Source organism: Achromobacter sp. FW305-C-28 (assembly GCF_058783235.1).
The window spans coordinates 291,360-309,882 of sequence record NZ_JBYSYL010000004.1; the positions used below are offsets into that span (position 1 = coordinate 291,360).

An 18,523-nucleotide genomic window follows, 5' to 3' on the forward strand; every position below is an offset into this window, starting at 1 on the left:
CTGGGCAATTTGGTAGTGAAAAAAACCGCGCAACTGCGCGGTTTTTTCTAGCCGGGAGCCATACCAAATTAGTCGGGAATTTGCTATACTTGAGCCAATTACTCGGGTATTGACCGCCGGATTCGCCGGCGGCCATTGCCGAATCACAGGGAACCCACCATGCGGCTAACTACCAAAGGGCGTTTCGCCGTGACTGCCATGATCGATCTCGCTATGCGGCAGCATAGCGGCCCGGTCACTCTTGCGGCCATCAGCCAGCGTCAGAACATTTCGCTTTCGTACCTGGAACAGCTGTTCGGGAAACTGCGTCGCCACGAACTCGTGGACAGCGTGCGCGGCCCCGGCGGCGGCTACTCGCTTGCTCGCCTGGCGCGCAACGTGACCGTAGCCGACATCATCTTTGCCGTCGACGAGCCGCTGGACGCGACCAGCTGCGGCGGCAAGCGGGACTGTACGAGCGGCAACGACGGCAAGCCCGGCAAGTGCATGACGCACGAGCTCTGGGCGACGTTGAATCGCAAGATGGTGGATTACCTGGATTCGGTGTCCCTGCAAGATCTGGTTGATCAGCAGCGCGTGCGCCAACTGCAGGAAGCCAACAATCAAGCGCAGGCCTGCGCGGTGCGTGTGAATCGGGTGGGGGGCGCCAATGCCGCCGCCAATGCCCCGACCACGACCGTCGCGGCCAACGCCACCGTATAAGCAGCATCAGGAGTTGTAGAAATGACCACCCGCCCGATCTATCTGGACTATTCGGCCACGACGCCTGTCGACCCCCGTGTCGTCGACAAGATGGTGCCCTGGCTGTACGAGAACTTTGGCAATCCCGCTTCGCGCAGCCATGCCTTTGGCTGGGAATCCGAGGACGCGGTCGAACGCGCTCGCGAAGAAGTGGCCAAGCTGGTGAACGCCGACCCCCGTGAAATCGTCTGGACCTCCGGCGCCACGGAATCGGACAACCTGGCCATCAAGGGCGCTGCCAATTTCTACGCGGAACGCGGCAAGCACATCATCACCATCAAGACCGAGCACAAGGCCGTGCTGGACACCTGTCGTGAACTGGAGCGCCAGGGCTTTGAAGTGACCTACCTCGACGTCAAGGACAACGGCCTGATCGACCTGGACGTCTTCAAGGCGGCCCTGCGCCCCGACACCGTGCTGGTGTCCGTGATGATGGTGAACAACGAAATCGGCGTCATCCAGGATGTCGAAACCCTGGGCGAGATCTGCCGCGAGAAGGGCATCATCTTCCATGTGGACGCCGCGCAGGCGACCGGCAAGGTCGAGATCGACCTGCAGAAGCTGAAGGTCGACCTGATGTCGTTCTCGGCCCACAAGACCTACGGCCCCAAGGGCATCGGCGCGCTGTACGTGCGTCGCAAGCCGCGTGTGCGCATCGAAGCGCAGATGCATGGCGGTGGCCATGAGCGCGGTTTCCGCTCAGGCACGCTGGCGACGCACCAGATCGTCGGCATGGGCGAAGCCTTCCGCCTGGCGCGCGAAGAAATGGGCACCGAAAACGAGCGCATCCGCATGCTGCGTGATCGCCTGTGGGCCGGCCTGTCGCAGATCGAAGAGGTCTACCTGAATGGCGACATGGACCAGCGCGTGCCGCACAACCTGAACGTCAGCTTCAACTATGTCGAAGGCGAGTCCCTGATCATGGCGATCAAGGAACTGGCCGTATCCAGCGGGTCGGCCTGCACCTCGGCCAGCCTGGAGCCGTCGTACGTGCTGCGCGCCCTGGGCCGCAACGACGAACTGGCGCATAGCTCGATCCGTTTCACCCTGGGCCGCTTCACGACCGAAAAGGAAGTGGACTACGCCATCGAATTGCTCAAGAGCCGAGTCGGCAAGCTGCGCGATATGTCGCCGCTGTGGGAAATGGCCAAGGAAGGCGTCGACTTGAATTCCGTGCAGTGGGCCGCGCACTAAGCGCCCGCGCCAACGAAATACGTGGAGAACTGATATGTCTTACAGCACCAAAGTCCTGGATCACTACGAAAACCCGCGCAACGTCGGCTCGTTCGACAAGTCGGACGACTCGGTAGGCACCGGCATGGTCGGCGCGCCCGCCTGTGGCGACGTCATGAAGCTGCAGATCAAGGTCAACGAGGCCGGCGTCATCGAAGATGCGCGCTTCAAGACCTACGGCTGTGGCTCGGCCATCGCTTCCAGCTCGCTCGTGACCGAATGGGTCAAGGGCAAGACGCTGGACGAAGCCATGAACATCCGCAACACGCAGATCGCCGAAGAACTGGCCCTGCCGCCCGTGAAGGTGCACTGCTCGATCCTGGCCGAAGACGCGATCAAGGCCGCCGTGCAGAACTACAAGGAAAAGCATTCGGTCGTGGCCGAAGCTGTGGCGAACTGACATGTCCGTTACCCTGACCCAACAGGCTGCCACCCACATCGGCCGCTACTTGCAAAAGCGCGGAAAGGGTATTGGCTTGCGGCTCGGCGTTAGGACGACGGGCTGCTCCGGCATGGCCTACAAGCTGGAGTACGTGGACGACGTGGCGCCCGAAGACCAGGTCTTCGAGAGCTTCGGCGTGAAGGTGTTCGTCGATCCGAAGAGCCTGTCCTACCTGGACGGCACCGAGCTGGATTACGCCCGCGAAGGCCTGAACGAAGGCTTCAAGTTCCGCAACCCCAACGAGAAGGCGACCTGCGGCTGCGGCGAGTCGTTCACGGTGTAAGTCTTGGCTGGAGACGACCACTTCAGCCTGTTCGGCTTGCCGGCACGCTTCGACCTGGATGCGCAGGCGCTGGAAACCGCGTGGCGCACCGTCGCCGCGCAGGTGCACCCTGACCGCTTTGCTACGGCCAGCCCCGCGGAACGCCGCGTGGCGATGCAGTGGGCGGCGCGCGCCAACGAAGCCTATCGGCTGTTGCGCGATCCGCTGTTGCGAGCGCGCTACCTGTGTGAACAGGCGGGCGTCGATTTGCAGACCGAGAGCAACACGTCCATGGACACGGCTTTCCTGATGCAGCAGATGACCTGGCGCGAAATGCTGGACGATGCGCGCGATGACGCCGACGCCCTGGCGGCGCTGCAGGCCGAGTTGCAGGACGCCCGCGTGCAGATGCGCGCCACGCTGACCCGGTTGCTGGACGAACAGCACGACTACGCGGCCGCGGGCCTGAAGGTGCGGGAATGGATGTTCGTGGAAAAGCTGGCGCAAGAGCTGGCGCACGCCCATCCCTAGCCTGACGATCCGGACGAGCCTGGCCGCCGGACGCCTAGGCTTTGCCGCCTACTGAGCAGAAAAATAGAATCATGGCCTTATTGCAGATTTCCGAGCCCGGTGAATCGCCCGCGCCGCACCAGCGCAAGCTGGCGGTGGGTATCGATTTGGGCACGACCAATTCCCTGGTAGCCGCGGTGCGCAGCAGCGTGGCCGAAGTGCTGCCTGACGCAGAGGGGCACGTGCTGCTGCCGTCGGCAGTGCGCTACTACCCCGGCGGCCGCGTGACCACGGGCCGCGAGCCCCTGGCGCAGCAGGCCGAAGACCCGTTGAACACGGTGGTGTCGGTCAAGCGCTTCATGGGCCGTTCGCTGGAAGAGGCGCGCGCCACGCGCGCGCCTTACGAATTCGTGGACGCGCCCGGCATGGTGCGCATCCGCACGGTGCAGGGCGACCTGAGCCCGGTCGAGGTGTCGGCGCAGATTCTGGCCGTGCTGCGCCAGCGCGCCGAAGATGTGCTGGGTGACGACCTGGTGGGCGCCGTGATCACGGTGCCGGCGTATTTCGACGATGCGCAGCGCCAGGCCACTCGCGATGCCGCCCGGCTGGCCGGCCTGAATGTACTGCGCCTGTTGAATGAACCCACTGCCGCGGCGATTGCCTACGGCCTGGATAACGCCGCCGAAGGCGTGTACGCGGTGTACGACCTGGGCGGTGGCACGTTCGATATCTCGATCCTGCGGTTGACGCAGGGCGTGTTCGAGGTGATTTCCACCGGCGGCGATACCGCGCTGGGCGGCGATGACTTTGATTCCCTGATCGTCGACCACGTGGTGGCGGCGGCTGGCGCGGGCGACCTGACGCACGCCGATCGGCGCGGCCTGCTGATGGCGGCGCGTGCGGTGCGCGAAGCGCTGTCGGATGCGCGGGAAGCGTGTTTGCAACTGACGCTGGCCGGCGGCCAGGCGATTGACCGCACGTTGACGCGGACCGAATTCGAAACGTTGGCGCAACCCTTGATCCAGCGCACGCTGGAATGCGCGCGCCGTGCGCTGCGCGATGCCGAGCTCAAGCCGGCGGACGTGCGCGGCGTGGTGATGGTGGGCGGCGCGACGCGCATGCCCGTGGTGCGGGCGGCGGTGGGTGAGATGTTCGGCACCGCGCCGCTGACCGACCTGGACCCGGACCAGGTGGTGGCGCTGGGCGCAGCCCTGCAGGCCAACCTGTTGGCCGGCAACCGCGCACCGGGCGAAGACTGGCTGCTGCTGGACGTGATTCCGCTGTCGCTGGGCCTGGAAACGATGGGTGGCCTGGTCGAGCGCGTGATACCCCGCAACAGCACCATTCCGGTGGCGCGCGCGCAGGAATTCACGACGTTCAAGGATGGCCAGACGGCCATGAGCATCCATGTGCTGCAAGGCGAACGCGACCTGGTGTCCGATTGCCGCTCGCTGGCGCGTTTCGAGCTGCGCGGCATTCCACCGATGGTGGCCGGCGCCGCGCGTATCCGCGTGACCTTCCAGGTGGATGCGGACGGACTGTTGAGCGTGACCGCGCGTGAGCAGAGCAAGGGTGTCGAGGCTGCGGTGTCGGTCAAGCCGTCGTACGGTTTGGGCGACGACGAGATTGCGCAGATGCTGGCCGACAGCGTGGCGCAGGCCGATTCCGATGCCCGCGCCCGCATGTTGCGCGAGCAGCAGGTGGATGCGCGCCAGTTGGTGGAGTCGGTGCAGGCCGCATTGGCGGCCGATGGCGATCTGCTGAATGCCGACGAACGCAAGCGCGTGGACGAATGCCTGCAAGCGGCGCTCGCGGCGCAGGACGCCCAGGATGTGGAGACGGTGAAGGCCGCGACCGAGGCCCTGTCGGCGGCGACCGACGACTTTGCTGCCCGCCGCATGGACCGCAGCATCCGCGCCGCCCTGGCTGGCCGCAAACTTGACGAAATTGCCTGATAAGAAGCTATGCCGAAACTGACCGTACTGCCTCATCCCGATTACTGCCCCGAGGGCGCAGTGATCGAAGACGCGCCCAAGGGCGTGTCGATCTGCCGCGTTCTGCTGGACAACCATATCGACATCGAGCATGCGTGCGAGCTGTCTTGCGCATGTACGACCTGTCACGTGGTGGTCAAGCAGGGCTATGCGTCGCTGGAAGACGCGACCGACGACGAAGAGGATCTGCTGGACAAGGCCTGGGGCCTGACGCCGACCTCGCGCCTGTCGTGCCAGGCCTTGGTGACCGATGCCGACCTGACGGTCGAGATCCCCAAGTACACCATCAACCACGCCAAAGAGGGCCATTGATGAAGTGGACCGATACCTACCAGATCGCCGAAGCGCTGGTGGACGCCCATCCGGACGTCGACCCCAAGACGCTACGTTTCACCCAACTGCGCGAATGGGTGCTGGCCTTGCCCGGGTTCAGTGATGATCCCGAACGCAGCGGCGAGAAGATCCTGGAAGCCATCCAGATGGCCTGGATCGACGAAGCCGACTGAACCGCGCCGCAAACGCTCCCTTCGGGAGCGTTTTTGTTTTGGGGCGCCGGTCGCGCGGTATCATCAAGGCTCTTCTTGTTGTTCCTACCGCCCGAGTCTACCGATGCCCGCTGCCCCTTTGCGCTTTGGCCTGGCCGCCAACCGACTGCACCATGAAACGCCCGATGCCGCCTTGTTCAGCTGGTTGCGGGCGTGTTCGTCCACGATCCGCGAACTGGGCGTGCAATTGCACACCGTGGGCCGCACGCACGACGCCATCGTGCGCGAAGGCATGCTGCAAGGTTACAGCGGCCTGATCCGCTACCCGTATGGCCGCGAAGGCGGCTTGATGAAGCTGGTGGCGCGCGTGACCGAGGGGCGCGACGGACAGGCGCCGTTCGACGGCGCGATCTACCTGATCGACCCCGTGGACCCGTCGTCGATTTTTCCCGAGGCGCTGGCGCTCAAGCGCCAATGCATCACGCACGGCCGGCCGTTCATTTCGACGTTGGCCGGCGCCATTGAATGGATGGAGGTCGAGCGCATCCATGCCGGCCTGGCGCCGGATGTGTCGGCCTCGCGCCTGTTCAATTACACGGGCCAGACGCTGGCGCTGATTGCCCACGACGCGCTCAAGGACGAGATGGTGGCGTTTGCCAGCGAGCATTTCGACGTGCTGTCGCAATTTGCGCGGCGCGTGGCGACGGGCACGACGGGCGGCCGCCTGAACGACCTGGCCTGGTCGCGCGGCTGGCCCAAGGACACGCCCTGGGTCCATCGCTACCTGAGTGGTCCGCTGGGGGGCGACGCCCAGATTGCCGAGCTGGTGCTGGAACATCAATGCCAGCGGGTGATCTTCTTCGAAGACCCGCACGTGGCCCGCCAGCACGAAGCGGATATCCAGTTGCTGGAGCGAGCAGTGCGGGTGGTGACCGAGTCGGCTACCTGCGCGACGTCTCCGTCCGTGGCGCGGCGCTGGGCCCAGGCCGTGCAGTTGCGCGCAGGGCGGGGGTAGCGCGGCAAGCTGAGCCTTGCCTGCAAGCTGGGCATAGCAGAGCAAGCGGGGTAGGGACGGCACGCCGGATAGGACAAGGCAGGCAAGGGCGGCGCATGTGCCGCCCTTGTAGTTTGTGGTTTCTTGGCTATTCGAATCGTAAAAATAACCATTCTATGAAAGAGAACAATTAACATTTGGCTTTCAAAATCCATACAAAAGGGAGCCATGTTGATGTTTCGTCCTGTCATGCGCCGCCGCGTCGGAGTGGCCGCGGCATTGGGGCTGCTGCCCACCGTATTGCTGGCCCAGCAAGCCGCCGTGGGGCCCACCACGACGCTGCCGACCGTGACGGTGGAGGGCAGCGACGAGACCGCCACCGGTCCGGTGATGGGTTATGCGGCAACGCGGTCGTCCACGGCCACCAAGACCGATACGCCGCTGATCGAGACGGCGCAGTCGATCACCGTGGTGCCGCGCGACCAGATCGTGGACCAGGGGGCGACCAGCCTGCAGGACGCGCTGGGCTATGCGGCCGGGGTGCGGTCCGACGCGTATGGGCTGGATTCGCGCACCGACAGCGTGCGCGTGCGGGGCACGGACGCCGACGTGTACCTGGACGGCCTGCGCCAGGCATTTGACTATTACACCAGCACGACGCGCCCCGATCCGTACCTGCTGGAGCGCATTGAAGTGCTGCGCGGACCGGCTGCGATGACGTATGGCCAGGGCAGTACCGGCGGCATCATCAACATGGTGAGCAAGCGCCCGCTGGCCGAGACACAGCGCGAGGTGGGGGTGCAGTTCGGCAACCATGGGCGCAAGCAGGCGCAGATCGACCTGACGGGCCCCATTACCGAAGACGGCCAGTGGCTGTACCGCCTGGTGGCGCTGGGGCGCGACGCCGATACCCAGGTGCACCATGTGCCGGACGACCGCACGCTGGTCGCCCCATCGTTGACGTGGCAGCCCAGTGCGGCCACGACTTTCACGCTGCAGGCCCTGTACCAGAAGGACAAGTCCGGGTCGACGGCCCAATTCATGCCGTGGTCCGGCATGCGTACGCCGAATCCAAATGGCACCATCCCGACCTATCGCTTCATTGGCGAACCGGATCACGATCGCTACGATTCGGAGCGCCGCAGCATCGGCTGGCTGTTCGAGCACAAGTTCAACGACAAATGGTCGTTCAGCCAGGGCTTTCGGCACGCCAACAACAAGGTGACGTACTTCACGCATTATGCGGATTCGTTCACGGTGCCGGGGGGCTGGGCGGAAGACCCCATCAACCAGCGCATCATCGGCCGCTATGCCGATGATTCCATCACCAAGGTGCGCATGGACACGCTGGACCAGCATCTGACCGGGGAGGTGCGTACTGGCGCCGTGACGCACAAGCTGTTGCTGGGGCTGGACTGGGCGCGCTATCGCCGTGACCGCGAAAGCGGCAGCGGCAAGGATTCGATCGACGCCTATGCGCCTGTCTATGGCAATGGCTACATTCCGGTGCTGACGGGCGAGCCGCAATTCACGCAGAGCCAGACCGGCATCTATCTGCAGGACCAGATGAAGATCGGGCAGCACTGGATCGTGACAGCCGGGTTGCGCCACGACCGCGCGCGCAGCCAGCTCGACGGGGGCGACGCGGACAAGGCCCAGGCCACCACCAAGCGCTTCGGGCTGATGTACGCGGCCAGCAACGGCTGGTCGCCGTATGTGAGCTACAGCGAATCGTTCACGCCGGTGGCCAGCACCACGCGCAGCACGCCCGAGGGCGACGTGCCCGAGCTGTACAAGCCGCTGCGGGGCAAGCAATGGGAGGCGGGCCTGAAGTACCAGTCGGAAGACGGCGGCCACCTGGCCACCGCGTCGGTGTATGACCTGCGGGAGAAGAACCGCCTGGTGCCCGACCCGACGTCGGCGCTGAACAACATCCAGACCGGCAAGACGCGCACGCGCGGCGTGGAACTGGAGTGGCGCGGGCAGGTGACGTCATCGTTCGACGTGATCGCGCACTACAACTACATCGACCTGGACCCGAAACTGGAAGGCATTCCGCGCCATCAGGCTGCGGCGTGGGGCCGCTATCGCTTTGCGCTGGACCATCTGGACGGGCGCTTCACGGTGGGCGCCGGCGCGCGCTGGATGGCGTCGTTCCGCGATGGCGACGGGCCGAAGCTGGCGCCGGTGTGGCTGGTGGACAGCATGGTTTCGTATGAAACCAGCCAGTGGCGCTATGCCTTGAACGTCAACAACCTGATGGACAAGACCTACCTGGCCACGTGCCTGTCGCGCGGCGATTGCTGGTACGGCGCGCGGCGCAGCGTGATCGCCAGCGTCAGCTACAAGTTCTGATGCCGGCCTGCGGGCGGGGCGCCTAGCGGCCCTGGAAGCGCGGCGCGCGTTTGTCGCGGAAGGCGGTGACGCCTTCTGCGAAATCATCGCGCCGGGCCGATGCCAGGAAGGTGGCGGTTTCTTCGGCCAATTGTGTTTCCAGCGACGCCTGCGCGGCGCTGCGCAGCAAGCGCTTGGCGCCGGCGATGCCGTGCGGTGCATGGCTGGCGATGGCCTGGGCGTAGGCTTGCGCCTGCGGTTCAAGCTGGCCCGCGGGGGCGCTCCGGGTGATGATGCCCCAGGCCAGCGCGTCGGCGGCGGTGAAGGCATCGTGGCGCAGCAGCAGGTCGAGCGCGCGCTTGGGGCCCACGACACGCATGAGGCCGTGCGTCATGCCGGCATCGGGCGTGGCGCCCAGCTTGAGATAGGCGGTCATGAAGCGCGCGTCGGCGTCGGCGATGGCCAGGTCGCAGGCCAGCACCAGGGACAGGCCTGCGCCCGCGGCCACGCCGTGCACCTGGGCGAGCCAGATCTTGTCCATGCGCGCGATGCGCGACAGGAAATCATTGAGGGGCGTGAACAGGTCGAGCAGCTTGCCGCGCACGGCATCGGCGCCGCCTTCGAACATCGCAATGTCGCCGCCTGCACAGAAGGCCTTGCCCGCGCCGCGCAGCAGCACCACCCGGATATCGGCCTGCGTGTCGAGCCATTGCGCGGCGCGTTGCAGGTCTTGCGCCATGGCGACGCTGATGGCGTTCAGCGCGTTTGGCTGGTTCAAGGTAAGGGTGGCGATGCCATCGCCGGCATCAAGAAGCAGCGTTGGAAAGATCGGAAGGGAAGGGGTCATGGCCTGTCTCCGTTATCGGGTAAATACCAACTTTCGATCCAAAAACCACGATGCTATGGTCGAAACCGAGCGCTTGCTTGGTTGACCATCCGCACGGCAAGCGTAACGCATAGAACGATTTTCCGGCGCTGTACCAGCGTAGGTAAAGACAGGTTCGCTGCATCGCCTGCCTCGGGGCTACGCTGATTCACCGCCATTAGAAAAACAGCTTCGCGACACAGCGAGGAGACAAAGGTGGATCAATCCGACAGCCCTCCGTTGCTGGAGGTGGATGGGGTCACGTTGGCGTTCGGCGGGGTCAAGGCGCTCAGCGGCGTGGGCTTTCGCGTGGCGCCGGGGTCCATCACTACGGTCATCGGCCCCAATGGCGCGGGCAAGACGTCGCTGTTCAACACCATTTCCGGGTTCTACCGGCCGGCCGCGGGCACGATCCGCTTCCTGGGCCGGGACATCACGCGCGTCGCCGCGCCCGAACGGGCCCGCCTGGGGCTGGCGCGCAGCTTCCAGAACATTGCGCTGTTTCGCGGCATGACGGTGCTGGACAACATCAAGCTGGGGCGTCATGCGCACCTGCGCAGCACGGTGCTGGACGCGCTGCTGTACCTGGGCCGCGCCCGCCGCGAGGAAATGGCGCTGCGCGCCGACATCGAAGAACGCATCATCGATTTCCTGGAGATCGACCACATCCGCCATGCGCCGGTGGCGGCGCTGTCGTACGGCCTGCAAAAGCGCGTGGAACTGGCGCGCGCGCTGGCGATGAACCCCAAGGTGCTGATGCTGGACGAGCCGGTGGCCGGCATGAACCGCGAGGAAACCGATGACATGGCGCGCTTCATCCTGGATGCGCGCGCCGAATGGGGCGTGACGGTGCTGATGGTGGAGCACGACATGGGCATGGTGATGGACTTGTCGGACCACGTGGTGGTGCTGAACTTCGGCCAGGTGATCGCCGATGGGTCTCCGACGCAGGTGCAGGCGGACCCGGAAGTCATCAAGGCCTATCTGGGCGCGGGTGACGTGGGCGACCTGCGGCGCCGGCTGCGGGAGGCGGCCTGATGGACGGGCTGTTCTTCCTGGAAGTCTCGCTGGCTGGGCTGGGCAGCGGCGGGCTGTATGCGCTGGCGGCGCTGGCGTTCGTGATCGTCTACAAGGCGACGCGGGTGGTCAACATCGCCATCGGTGAATTCCTGATGCTGGGCGCCTATGTGTTCTATGCCTTTGCGGCCGGCATGGCGTGGCCAGTGTGGCTGGCGATCGCGGGGGCGGTAGGCGTGTCGGCGGCGCTGGGTGCACTGGTCGAGCGTTTGACGATCCGGCCAATGCTGGGGGAGTCGCCGATTTCGGTGTTCATGATCACGGTGGGCTTGGCGTCGATCCTGGTGGGGGTGGTGGAGCTGATCTGGACGGCGGACCAGCGCCGTTTGCCTGAATTCATGCCGCGTGCACCGGTGATGGTGGGCGAGGCCTTCGTGGCACCCAAGGTGTTCTACGGCTTCTGGGTGGCGGTGGCGTTCGTGCTGCTGGTGCTGGCGGTGTTTCGCTACTGGCGCGGCGGGGTGGCGCTGCGCGCCACGGCATCGGACCAGGGCGCGGCCTACGCGATGGGCATCAACGTGCCGCGGGTGTTTTCGCTGTCGTGGGCGGCAGCGGGCGGGATTGCCGCGGTGTCGGGGGTGATCGTCGGCGCGATCGGCGGCATTTCGTCGTCGATGGGCGTGTTTGGCTTGTCGGTGCTGGTGGTGGTGATCGTGGGCGGCCTGGACAGCGTGGCGGGCGCGCTGGTGGGCGGGATCTTCATCGGTTTGCTGGAAGCCTGGGCCGGCGCCTATCTGGGCGGCGAATACAAATTGCTGGCGACCTTCGTGGTGCTGGTGGTGGTGCTGATGCTGCGGCCCTATGGGCTGTTCGGCACCCGCGAGATCGAGAGGCTGTAGCCGATGCGCATCGCGACCGCGAAAGAGACGTACCTGGCCGACCAGGCGCTGTTCGATACTCGCACGCAGCGGCTGTGGCTGGCGCTGCTGGCGGCATCCCTTGTGTTGTTCCCGTTCGTGGCGGACGCCTATTGGCTGTACCTGGCCTGCCTGGTGGCCATCAATGTGGCCAGCGCGACGGGCCTGAACATCCTGACGGGCTACACGGGCCTGGTGAGCCTGGGGCAGGCGGCCTTCATGGGACTGGGCGCCTACACGGTGGCGGTGATGGAACTGCGCCTGGGCACACCGGTGCTGGTCAATCTGCTGGGCGGGGGCGTGGTGGCGATGCTGGGCGGGCTGCTGGTGGGCATTCCGTCGCTGCGGGTCAAGGGGCTGTACCTGGCGATATCGACCATTGCGGCGTCGTTCATTGCGCATTTCGTCTTCGCCAATTGGCAGTTCACCGGTGGCACCGGCGGGTTGCAGGTGCCGCCCGCCCGCATCCTGGGCATGGATCTGGACACGTCGTTCAAGATCTATTGGCTGATCGTGCCGCTCACCGTGCTGATGGTGCTGGGCGCGGCCAATCTGTTCCGCACGCGCATCGGCCGGGCTTTCATCGCGATTCGCGACCGCGACATTTCGGCCGAGGTGCTGGGCATCCACCTGCTGCGCTACAAGCTGCTGTCGTTCGGCCTGTCGTCGTTCTATGCCGGCGTGGCGGGCGGACTGTGGGCGTATTTCTTTCGCGTGGTCACGCCGGAGAGCTTTCCGCTGATCATGTCGATCTTCTTTCTGGCCGCCATCATCGTGGGCGGCATGGGCTCGATCCTGGGTTCCATCCTGGGCGCGGTGTTCATGACGATGGTGCCCGAACTGCTCAAGCTGATCGTGGGCTGGCTGCCGGTGGGGGGCGATGCCCTGAGCCTGATTTCGCCCGTACGCACGATCGTGTTCGGCCTGCTGATCGTGGGCTTTCTGATCTTCGAGCCGCATGGGCTCGCGGAAATCTGGCGCCGCGTGCGCCGTTACTTCCACCTGTGGCCATTCCGCACGTAGACGGCGGCCGCGCACCCAGAGAACCAGGAGACATCAACATGAAGCGCATCCGGATAGGCAGCGGTTTATCGAAGTTGCTGGCGCCCTTGGGCGTGGCGTTGGCCATGGCGGCCGCGCCCGCGGCCCACGCCGAAGAAGACCTGGTGCTGGGCGGCTCGATTCCGCTGAGCGGGGTGTTCGCGTTTGCCGGGCAGGGCATCCATGCCGGCATCACCGACTACGTGAAGATCATCAACGACCAGGGCGGGGTCAAGGGCCGCAAGGTGCGTTATGTGCCGGAAGACACGGCCTACAAGGTGGATGCGTCGGTGGCGGCCTTCAAGAAGATCACCAGCCAGAACAAGGTGAATTTCTACTACGGCGATTCGACCGGGTTTTCCAAGACGATCAACGCCGAACTGAACCGCGCGGGCAGCATCCTGATGACGGGCGCCTCGTTCGCCACCGAACTGAACGATCCGGCCAAGTATCCGGCGCAATTCATGCTGGGACCGGACTACACCGAGATGTTCGGCATTCTGCTGCGTTATATCGCCAAGGAAAAGCCGGGGGCCAAGGTGGCGTTCGTGTATTCGGACACCGAGTTCGGCCGCGACCCGATTGCGAGTTCGCGCGCCGTGGCACAGAAGCTGGGGCTGACGGTGGCTACCGAGATCATGACGCCGCCCGGCAGCGTGGACGTATCGACCGAGGTGATCAAGCTGCGCCGCGCGGATCCGGACTTCACGATTTTCCATGGCTATGTGCTGGCGCCGATTCCGGAATTCGTCGGCCAGGGCAAGCGCATGGGCCTGAAGACGCGCTACATGGGCACGTTCTGGACCATGGACAATTCCACCGTGATGCAGATGGGCGAGGACGCCGAAGGCTTCATGGGCGTGATGCCTTACCGTTACTACTATGACGATGCGGCCGACGCGCCGATGCTCAAGAAGATCCGCGAAATGCGGCCGCAGTACCAAAGCACGGGCTACATGCAGGGCTTCCTGGCCGCGATGCTGTTCACCGAAGTCGCCAAGCGCACGCTGGATGCGGGTAAAGCGCTGACCAGCGCCAACATGAAGGCCGCGCTGGAAGGCATCAAGGACTTCGACACCGGCGGCCTGATAGGGGTGCCGATCTCGATCAAGGGCAATTCCATTCCCGTGGGCCGGATCTACCGCGCGGACACCAAGCAGAAGCAGATGGTGCCGGCGTCGGACTGGATCGTGCTGCAGTGAGGCGGCCGTGATACCCGGAATCGTTGCAACGACGCCAGCGCCGCCCGCGGCGGTGCTGGATATCAACAACATCGAGGTCGTCTACAACAAGGCGGTGCAGGTGCTGCGCGGCCTGTCGCTGTCGGTGCCGACCGGCGCCATCGTGGCGCTGCTGGGCAGCAACGGCGCGGGCAAGTCGACCACGCTGAAGGCCGTGTCGCGCCTGTTGGACCTGGAGGACGGCGAACTGGTGCGCGGCCGCATCGCGTTCGACGGCGGCGATACGGCGGGCGCGCGGCCGCAGAATCTGGTGCGCGCGGGGCTGGCGCACGTGATGGAAGGGCGCCGCGTGTTCGAGGACCTGACGGTGGAAGAGAATCTGGTGGCCGCGACCTACGCGTTGACTGGGCGGCCTGGCGCCAAGGTGGATTTCGACCTGGTGTATGGCTATTTTCCGCGGCTGCACGAGCGTCGCCGCGGCCTGGCGGGCTATCTGTCGGGCGGTGAACAGCAGATGCTGGCGATCGGCCGCGCGCTGATCGCGCAGCCCAAGCTGATGCTGCTGGACGAACCGTCGTTGGGGTTGTCGCCGATGCTGGTGGAAACGATTTTCTCGATCATTGCCCGGATCAATCGCGAACAGGGGGTGTCGATGCTGCTGGTCGAGCAGAACGCGTCGGTGGCGCTGGCGGTGGCCCACTATGGCTACATCATGGAAACAGGCAAGGTGGTGATCGACGGCACGGCCGACAAGCTGGCGGCCGACCCGGACGTGCGCGAGTTCTACCTGGGCGTGGGCGGCTCGGGCGAGGCTCGCGGCTTTCGCGATATCAAGCACTACAAGCGCCGCAAGCGCTGGCTGTCATGACGGCGCCAGATGCTTCGCGGCCGGTGGATGGTCGCTGGCCGGCGCTGACCTTGCCGCAGATGCTGCGCGAACAGGCGCGCCGCCAACCCACTGGCATTGCCGTGCGGCAGAAGGACTTCGGTATCTGGCAGCCGGTGTCGTGGGCACAGTACTGGCAGCGGGCCTGCCGCGTGGGGCTGGGCCTGCAGGCCGAAGGCCTGTCTCGCGGTGGCCGGGTGGCCATCGTGTCCGACAACCGCCTGGAATGGCTGCTTGTGCAGTTGGGCGCGGGCGTGGTGGGCGGCGTGGCCGTGGGGGTGTACGCCACCAGCCCGGCCGAGGAAATGGGCTACGTGCTGGAACATGCCGACGTCGAACTGGTCGTGTGCGAAGACCAGGAACAGACCGACAAGGTGTTGCAGGTGGCACACCGGCTGCCGCTTTTGCGCCGCATCGTCGTGATGGAAACCAAGGGGTTGCGCTCCTATCCGCCCGCCGAACGTGCGCGCATCATCGCCTTCGCCGAACTGGAAGCGGAAGGCCAGCGGCGCGAGGCCGACGGGCTGGAGGCGCTGAATGCCTGGCTGAACACGCAGCAGCTGGACGACCTGGGGCTGATGATCTACACGTCCGGCTCCACGGGCAAGCCCAAGGGCGCGATGCTGAGCTACCGCAACATGCGCGGCGTGGCGCCTGGCATCGCCGACCGGCTGTCGATGGATGCCCACAGCGTGCACCTGTCGTACCTGCCGCTGTGCCACGTGGCCGAGCAGATGCTGTCGACCTTCGTGCCGATCTATCTGGGGACGCAGGTCAATTTCGGCGAGTCGATCCGTACAGTGCAGGAAGATCTGCGCGAGGTGGCGCCCACGGTGTTCCTGGGCGTGCCGCGCATCTGGGAAAAGCTGCACGCGTCGATCTCGATCAAGATGCAGGAAGCGGGCCGGTTGCAGCAATGGCTGTATCGGCGGGCGCTGGCCGCCTGCACGCCGTTCCTGGAAAAATCGGCGCGGCAACGCAGCGTGGGCGAAAGGCTGACCTATGCGCTGTGGTACGTGCTGGTCCTGCGGGCCTTGCAGAATTTCATCGGCCTGCGTCGGGTCAGCGTAGCAATGACGGGGGCGGCTCCCATTGCCCCCGACGTGGTGCGGTATTTCCGCACGATCGGCGTGCCACTGGTAGAGGTGTATGGCCTGACCGAATCGGCGGGCATGATCTTCGGCCAGCATCCGGATCGCGTCAAAGTGGGTACGGTGGGCGAGGCGATCCTGGGGGTCGATTGGCGGCTGGGCGACGCGGGTGAATTGCAGGTGCGCGGCGAAATGGTGTTTGCCGGCTACTACAAGAACGATGCGGCCACCGCCGATACCGTGCGGGACGACTGGCTGCACACGGGTGACGTGGCCGCGGTGCAGGACGGACGCCTGCGCATCATCGATCGCCTGAAAGACATCATGATCACGGCCGGCGGCAAGAACTTGACGCCGTCTGAAATCGAGAACGCGGTCAAGAGCAGCCCCTACGTGAAGGAATGCGTGATCATCGCGGATGGCCGTCGCTTTGTCGCAGCCTTGATCCAGCTGGAATTCGACACGGTGGGCAAATGGGCGGAATCGCGGCGCATTGCCTTTACGCATTTCCGGTCGCTGGCCGAATGCGCGGAGGTGCGCGAACTGGTGGCGGGCGAGGTGGCGCGCGCCAATGCCGGGCTGGCGCCGGTGGCGCAGATCAAGCGCTTTCATCTCTTGATCAAGGAACTGGACCACGATGATGGCGAGGTGACCGCGACCATGAAGGTACGGCGCGCCAGCATCTACCGCAGCTATGCGGACGATATCGAGCGGCTGTACGCCGAGGAGACAGCGGCATGAACGAGGCGGTGATTGTGGAGGCCGTGCGCACGCCCTTCGGGCGGCGTGGCGGTCGCTGGGCCGACAGGCGGCCCGATGATTTGCTGGCCGATGCCATCCAGGGCTTGCTGGGGCGGGCCGGCCTGCCGCCTGGCCAGGTCGAGGACGTGCTGGCCGGCTGCGTCAGCCAGGCCGGCGAGCAGGGCGCCAATATCGGCCGTCTGGCGGCGCTGCTGGCGGGCTTGCCCGAGACGGTGCCGGGCCTGTCGCTGAACCGCATGTGCGGGTCCAGCCAGCAGGCGGTGCACATGGGGGCGCAGGCCATTGCCGCGGGCGACATGCGTTATGTCGTTGCGGGCGGGGTGGAAAGCATGAGCCGCGTGCCGATGTTCCTGGACGTGACGCTGGGGCAGGGTGAGTTTCGCGGGTTCGATTCGCTGAACCCCGGGCTGCTGCAGCGCTATCCGCTGGTGCATCAGATCGAAAGCGCGGAACGCATCGCCGAACAATGGGGGCTGACGCGCGCCGAGATGGATGCGTGGTCGGTGCAGAGCCATGCCCGCGCCTGGGCGGCGGCCTCGGCGGGCCGACATAGCGAACTGCTGGCGGGGCCGGCGGGGCTGCCGCTGCGCGACGAAGGCATCCGCGAACGGGCGGACCCGGCCAGGATGGCCACGCTGGCGCCGGCCTTGCGCCCGCCGGGCCAGGGCAATGTGACCGCGGCCCAGGCCAGCCAGCTGGCCGATGGCGCGGCGGCCGTGCTGCTGGCGGATCGGCAGGCGGCGCTGGCCGACGGTCTGCGTCCGCAGGCGCGTTTTCGCGCCCGCGTGGCGGTCGGTTCGGACCCGGTGCTGCAACTGACCGGCGTGATTCCCGCCACCGAACAGGCGTTGGCCCGTGCCGGCCTGCGCTTGCAGGATATGGACTGGATCGAGATCAACGAGGCCTTTGCCAGCGTGGTGCTGGCGTGGCAGCGCAGCCTGGATGCCGACCCGGCGCGCGTGAATCCGTGGGGCGGCGCCATCGCCCACGGCCATCCGCTGGGTGCGACGGGGGCGGGCCTGATGGCCAAGATGCTGGCGGGGCTGCGCGCTACGGGCGGCCAGTTCGGCTTGCAGGTCATGTGCATCGGCCATGGCATGGCGACCGCGACGGTGATCGAACGCCTATGATCCGGCCAGCCAGGGACGTACCGGCCAGCCACGAGGACGGGGCGGAATCGCTGCGCCGCGACGAGGTGATCCTGACGGCCGGACGCCTTTTTCGCCAGCATGGCTACGAACGTACGACGGTGCGTGAACTGGCGCGGGCCGTGGGTTTGCAGTCGGGCAGCCTGTTCCATCATTTCCGCAGCAAAGAGGAAATCCTGGTGGCGGTGATGAACAATGGCATCCAGGAAGTGCTGGACGGTGGCCGCCAGGCGCTGGATCACTACCAGGCGCCGGCGGACCGCCTGGCGGCGCTGTTCCGGGTGCATATGTGGAGCATGCTGCATGGCGCCGGCGGCGACGCGATGAACGCGCTGGTGTACGAATGGCGCAGCCTGTCGGCGCCCAGCCAGGCCAGCGTCAAGGGCTTGAGCGACCGCTACGAGGCGATGTGGCAGCAGGTGGTGGCGGCGGCGGTCGCGGCCGGCCTGTTGCGGGGCGACGCCCGGGTGATCAAGCGTTGCGTGCTGGGCGCCATGAACCTGACGGTGCAGTGGTACAAGCCGGACGGCCGGCTGGCGCCGGCCGCGTTCATCGACGAAATGCTGGTGGCCAGCCTGCCGGGCCTGCCGCCGGACGCCGGCCGTTGGCCCTTGGGCTAA

General features: G+C 65.7%; 19 protein-coding genes. 18 read left to right on the forward strand and 1 reads right to left on the reverse strand.

Going from position 1 to position 18,523, the window contains the following annotated elements; translation table 11 throughout:
* Positions 1 to 159 precede the first annotated feature (159 nt).
* The 10 genes from iscR to AC3WMR_RS13495 all read left to right on the forward strand — a co-directional run bounded on the left by iscR (position 160) and on the right by AC3WMR_RS13495 (position 9,016).
* Positions 160 to 702, forward strand: a complete 543-nt coding sequence (gene iscR / locus AC3WMR_RS13450; RefSeq protein ID WP_175192048.1) for a Fe-S cluster assembly transcriptional regulator IscR — start codon at positions 160 to 162, stop codon at positions 700 to 702.
* A gap of 21 nt (positions 703 to 723) precedes the next feature.
* The gene (locus tag AC3WMR_RS13455) at positions 724 to 1,935 is read left to right on the forward strand and encodes an IscS subfamily cysteine desulfurase (RefSeq protein WP_492265417.1); all 1,212 of its coding nucleotides are present in this window, start codon (positions 724 to 726) and stop codon (positions 1,933 to 1,935) included.
* A gap of 34 nt (positions 1,936 to 1,969) precedes the next feature.
* Complete coding sequence (gene iscU / locus AC3WMR_RS13460) at positions 1,970 to 2,374, forward strand: Fe-S cluster assembly scaffold IscU (protein WP_025135997.1); 405 nt, start codon at positions 1,970 to 1,972, stop codon at positions 2,372 to 2,374.
* Between the two features lies 1 nt (position 2,375).
* Positions 2,376 to 2,699 (forward strand): iron-sulfur cluster assembly protein IscA, encoded by a 324-nt coding sequence (gene iscA / locus AC3WMR_RS13465; protein ID WP_025135998.1) that lies wholly within the window; start codon positions 2,376 to 2,378, stop codon positions 2,697 to 2,699.
* A 3-nt stretch (positions 2,700 to 2,702) separates the two neighbouring features.
* Positions 2,703 to 3,209, forward strand: coding sequence for a Fe-S protein assembly co-chaperone HscB (hscB, locus tag AC3WMR_RS13470; RefSeq protein ID WP_492265418.1), 507 nt, complete (start codon positions 2,703 to 2,705; stop codon positions 3,207 to 3,209).
* Positions 3,210 to 3,280: 71 nt separating this feature from the next.
* Positions 3,281 to 5,143 (forward strand): Fe-S protein assembly chaperone HscA, encoded by a 1,863-nt coding sequence (hscA, locus tag AC3WMR_RS13475; RefSeq protein WP_492265419.1) that lies wholly within the window; start codon positions 3,281 to 3,283, stop codon positions 5,141 to 5,143.
* A 9-nt stretch (positions 5,144 to 5,152) separates the two neighbouring features.
* On the forward strand, positions 5,153 to 5,494 hold the full coding sequence (fdx, locus tag AC3WMR_RS13480; protein ID WP_006395860.1) for an ISC system 2Fe-2S type ferredoxin: 342 nt from the start codon (positions 5,153 to 5,155) through the stop codon (positions 5,492 to 5,494).
* Positions 5,494 to 5,688, forward strand: coding sequence for a Fe-S cluster assembly protein IscX (iscX, locus tag AC3WMR_RS13485; protein WP_025136001.1), 195 nt, complete (start codon positions 5,494 to 5,496; stop codon positions 5,686 to 5,688). Before fdx ends, iscX begins: the two co-directional genes overlap by 1 nt.
* A gap of 103 nt (positions 5,689 to 5,791) precedes the next feature.
* Entirely contained in the window at positions 5,792 to 6,682 is an 891-nt protein-coding gene (locus AC3WMR_RS13490) for a methylglyoxal synthase (RefSeq protein WP_492265420.1), read from the forward strand.
* 213 nt (positions 6,683 to 6,895) lie between these two features.
* On the forward strand, positions 6,896 to 9,016 hold the full coding sequence (locus tag AC3WMR_RS13495; RefSeq protein WP_492265421.1) for a TonB-dependent siderophore receptor: 2,121 nt from the start codon (positions 6,896 to 6,898) through the stop codon (positions 9,014 to 9,016).
* 22 nt (positions 9,017 to 9,038) lie between these two features.
* Here the strand turns inward: AC3WMR_RS13495 and AC3WMR_RS13500 are convergent, their stop codons facing one another.
* The gene (locus AC3WMR_RS13500; protein WP_492265422.1) at positions 9,039 to 9,842 is read right to left on the reverse strand and encodes an enoyl-CoA hydratase/isomerase family protein; all 804 of its coding nucleotides are present in this window, start codon (positions 9,840 to 9,842) and stop codon (positions 9,039 to 9,041) included.
* A 258-nt stretch (positions 9,843 to 10,100) separates the two neighbouring features.
* On the opposite strand from AC3WMR_RS13500, the gene AC3WMR_RS13505 reads away from it, so the two are divergent.
* Genes AC3WMR_RS13505 through AC3WMR_RS13540 form a run of 8 tightly spaced genes read left to right on the forward strand, consistent with a single transcriptional unit; the run spans position 10,101 to position 18,523 of the window.
* On the forward strand, positions 10,101 to 10,898 hold the full coding sequence (locus AC3WMR_RS13505) for an ABC transporter ATP-binding protein (RefSeq protein ID WP_369797636.1): 798 nt from the start codon (positions 10,101 to 10,103) through the stop codon (positions 10,896 to 10,898).
* Entirely contained in the window at positions 10,898 to 11,776 is an 879-nt protein-coding gene (locus AC3WMR_RS13510; RefSeq protein ID WP_492265423.1) for a branched-chain amino acid ABC transporter permease, read from the forward strand. Before AC3WMR_RS13505 ends, AC3WMR_RS13510 begins: the two co-directional genes overlap by 1 nt.
* 3 nt (positions 11,777 to 11,779) lie before the next feature.
* Positions 11,780 to 12,817, forward strand: coding sequence for a branched-chain amino acid ABC transporter permease (locus AC3WMR_RS13515; RefSeq protein WP_175192055.1), 1,038 nt, complete (start codon positions 11,780 to 11,782; stop codon positions 12,815 to 12,817).
* A 38-nt stretch (positions 12,818 to 12,855) separates the two neighbouring features.
* Entirely contained in the window at positions 12,856 to 14,037 is a 1,182-nt protein-coding gene (locus tag AC3WMR_RS13520; protein WP_492265424.1) for an ABC transporter substrate-binding protein, read from the forward strand.
* 52 nt (positions 14,038 to 14,089) lie between these two features.
* Positions 14,090 to 14,884: an ABC transporter ATP-binding protein gene (locus tag AC3WMR_RS13525; protein WP_025136008.1), complete on the forward strand. Its 795-nt coding sequence runs from the start codon at positions 14,090 to 14,092 to the stop codon at positions 14,882 to 14,884.
* A complete protein-coding gene (locus tag AC3WMR_RS13530) occupies positions 14,881 to 16,734 on the forward strand; it encodes an AMP-dependent synthetase/ligase (RefSeq protein ID WP_492265425.1) in 1,854 nt (617 codons plus the stop codon). The genes AC3WMR_RS13525 and AC3WMR_RS13530 overlap by 4 nt, the downstream gene beginning before the upstream one ends.
* Entirely contained in the window at positions 16,731 to 17,885 is a 1,155-nt protein-coding gene (locus AC3WMR_RS13535) for a thiolase family protein (protein WP_492265426.1), read from the forward strand. The genes AC3WMR_RS13530 and AC3WMR_RS13535 overlap by 4 nt, the downstream gene beginning before the upstream one ends.
* Positions 17,882 to 18,523, forward strand: a complete 642-nt coding sequence (locus tag AC3WMR_RS13540) for a TetR/AcrR family transcriptional regulator (RefSeq protein WP_492265427.1) — start codon at positions 17,882 to 17,884, stop codon at positions 18,521 to 18,523. Before AC3WMR_RS13535 ends, AC3WMR_RS13540 begins: the two co-directional genes overlap by 4 nt.

Bases quoted from the DNA above. Each gene is read 5' to 3' on its own strand.
- iscR (WP_175192048.1), top strand. From the start codon at position 160: ATGCGGCTAACTACCAAAGGGCGTTTCGCCGTGACTGCCATGATCGAT.
- AC3WMR_RS13455 (WP_492265417.1), top strand. From the start codon at position 724: ATGACCACCCGCCCGATCTATCTGGACTATTCGGCCACGACGCCTGTC.
- iscU (WP_025135997.1), top strand. From the start codon at position 1,970: ATGTCTTACAGCACCAAAGTCCTGGATCACTACGAAAACCCGCGCAAC.
- iscA (WP_025135998.1), top strand. From the start codon at position 2,376: ATGTCCGTTACCCTGACCCAACAGGCTGCCACCCACATCGGCCGCTAC.
- hscA (WP_492265419.1), top strand. From the start codon at position 3,281: ATGGCCTTATTGCAGATTTCCGAGCCCGGTGAATCGCCCGCGCCGCAC.
- fdx (WP_006395860.1), top strand. From the start codon at position 5,153: ATGCCGAAACTGACCGTACTGCCTCATCCCGATTACTGCCCCGAGGGC.
- iscX (WP_025136001.1), top strand. From the start codon at position 5,494: ATGAAGTGGACCGATACCTACCAGATCGCCGAAGCGCTGGTGGACGCC.
- AC3WMR_RS13490 (WP_492265420.1), top strand. From the start codon at position 5,792: ATGCCCGCTGCCCCTTTGCGCTTTGGCCTGGCCGCCAACCGACTGCAC.
- AC3WMR_RS13495 (WP_492265421.1), top strand. From the start codon at position 6,896: ATGTTTCGTCCTGTCATGCGCCGCCGCGTCGGAGTGGCCGCGGCATTG.
- AC3WMR_RS13500 (WP_492265422.1), bottom strand. From the start codon at position 9,842: ATGACCCCTTCCCTTCCGATCTTTCCAACGCTGCTTCTTGATGCCGGC.
- AC3WMR_RS13510 (WP_492265423.1), top strand. From the start codon at position 10,898: ATGGACGGGCTGTTCTTCCTGGAAGTCTCGCTGGCTGGGCTGGGCAGC.
- AC3WMR_RS13515 (WP_175192055.1), top strand. From the start codon at position 11,780: ATGCGCATCGCGACCGCGAAAGAGACGTACCTGGCCGACCAGGCGCTG.
- AC3WMR_RS13520 (WP_492265424.1), top strand. From the start codon at position 12,856: ATGAAGCGCATCCGGATAGGCAGCGGTTTATCGAAGTTGCTGGCGCCC.
- AC3WMR_RS13530 (WP_492265425.1), top strand. From the start codon at position 14,881: ATGACGGCGCCAGATGCTTCGCGGCCGGTGGATGGTCGCTGGCCGGCG.
- AC3WMR_RS13535 (WP_492265426.1), top strand. From the start codon at position 16,731: ATGAACGAGGCGGTGATTGTGGAGGCCGTGCGCACGCCCTTCGGGCGG.
- AC3WMR_RS13540 (WP_492265427.1), top strand. From the start codon at position 17,882: ATGATCCGGCCAGCCAGGGACGTACCGGCCAGCCACGAGGACGGGGCG.